4 protein-coding genes are annotated in these 1321 nt (G+C 72.8%); 3 read left to right on the top strand and 1 reads right to left on the bottom strand.

Annotation, left to right across the window (positions count from 1 at the left end; genetic code table 11):
• Window positions 1–329: hypothetical protein (locus tag KBX53_RS33155; RefSeq protein WP_210863801.1), on the top strand; the 329-nt coding region annotated here is incomplete at its 5' end.
• Between the two features lie 48 nt (window positions 330–377).
• Here KBX53_RS33155 and KBX53_RS33150 read toward each other — a convergent pair.
• Window positions 378–626, bottom strand: a complete 249-nt coding sequence (locus KBX53_RS33150; protein WP_030336761.1) for a DUF2277 family protein — start codon at window positions 624–626, stop codon at window positions 378–380.
• A 163-nt stretch (window positions 627–789) separates the two neighbouring features.
• Here KBX53_RS33150 and KBX53_RS33145 point away from each other — a divergent pair, with 163 nt between their 5' ends.
• Both KBX53_RS33145 and KBX53_RS33140 read left to right on the top strand, forming a co-directional pair.
• Window positions 790–978, top strand: a complete 189-nt coding sequence (locus KBX53_RS33145) for a hypothetical protein (RefSeq protein WP_030336759.1) — start codon at window positions 790–792, stop codon at window positions 976–978.
• 3 nt (window positions 979–981) lie between these two features.
• Window positions 982–1321, top strand: a 340-nt coding sequence (locus KBX53_RS33140) for a radical SAM protein (protein WP_210863799.1), incomplete at its 3' end; no start/stop codon positions are given.

Genomic DNA, 1321 nt, shown 5'->3' with positions numbered 1-1321 from the left:
AGCCGCCGGGCGAGTTCGCGACGGTGGTGGACTGCTACGGGGTGCCCGAGCAGCTCTCCGAGCACGCGGGCATCGCCGCGCTGGCCCGACTGCTGGGCCGCAACTGCCTGTTGCGCGACGACACGCTCGACGCGGGCCGGCACCTGCTCGTCGCCCCGGACGGCACGGTCCGTCCGGTGCACTTCGACGTGCGGGACACCGACGACGGTGAGGTGCTCAGCAAGATGCGGCTCTGCTCGCTGGGTGACCCGGGATGCCGGGGCTGGTCGCAGTGTCACCGTTCGCGCTGGGCGCCGGACACCGTCGCCCCGGCACTCGCCGCGGCCTGACCCTGCCCAGGGTCAGGCCCGGCCGGGTGCCGTGCCGGTGGGCGGCGATCAGTTGGCGGCGGGGGCCGACCGGTCGGTGACGCCCGCTCCGGCGCCCCGCACCACGAGTTGGTCGAGCAGGGTGCGCGTCGCCCCGGCCACGGCGGCCACCGCGGCGTCGAACGCGGCGGCGTTGTGCGCGGCGGGCGCCCGGAAGCCAGAGATCTTCCGGACGTACTGCAACGCCGCCGCCTCGACATCCGCGTCGGTCACCTGCGGGGTGAACGGTTCACGCAGCGTCTTGATGCTCCGGCACATGTGAGCTCCTCCTTCGTCCACCGTGGTCTGCCACTCGCCGTGCCGGCGGTGGTACCGACGGTGACACTGGGTCGATATTTGTCTATCCTGGTCACGGACCAGAGCCGTTCGAGCCACAGCCGCCGCTCGCGCTCCCAGCGCCCCGGGCCCCCGGAGACTCATTGTGGACCATGCCCCCGCCCGCCCCACCCGTCCCGACCTAGACGATCTCACCCGTAGCCTGCACACCCCGCTGGAACGGATCACTGTCGAGCACGCCGATCTGGTTGAGGCGGTGCGCAGGCGCGTCGTCACGACCGGCTCCGTGCCGTCCGGTGTCGTCGCCGTCGCCGCCTTCAACTCGTCCATCTGAGTGATGGTCTGCCGGTGCGGTCCACCCGGAGTGGGCGGATCATGCCGGCGGATCAGCCAGTTCGTGCTGAAGGTGCACAGCCGGTGTGACCTCAGCTGCGACCACTGCTACATCTACCAGCACGCCGACCAGACCTGGCGTGGCCGCCCGGCGCGAATGCCGCCGGCCACGGTCCGCCGAGCCGCGCGGCGCATCGCCGAGCACGCCCGCGAGCACGGGGTGCCGGTCGTGCACGTGGTGCTCCACGGGGGTGAGCCGCTGCTGTTGGGCGCCGCCGGGTTGCGGGAGGTGCTGGCCGAGCTGCGCGCGGCCATCACCCCCTGGGCCCGGCTGGACCTGCGCC

Origin of the sequence: Micromonospora sp. M51, assembly GCF_018070305.1 — a bacterium.
Lineage (GTDB): Bacteria > Actinomycetota > Actinomycetes > Mycobacteriales > Micromonosporaceae > Micromonospora > Micromonospora parva.
This window is presented reverse-complemented; position numbering and strand designations above follow the sequence as displayed.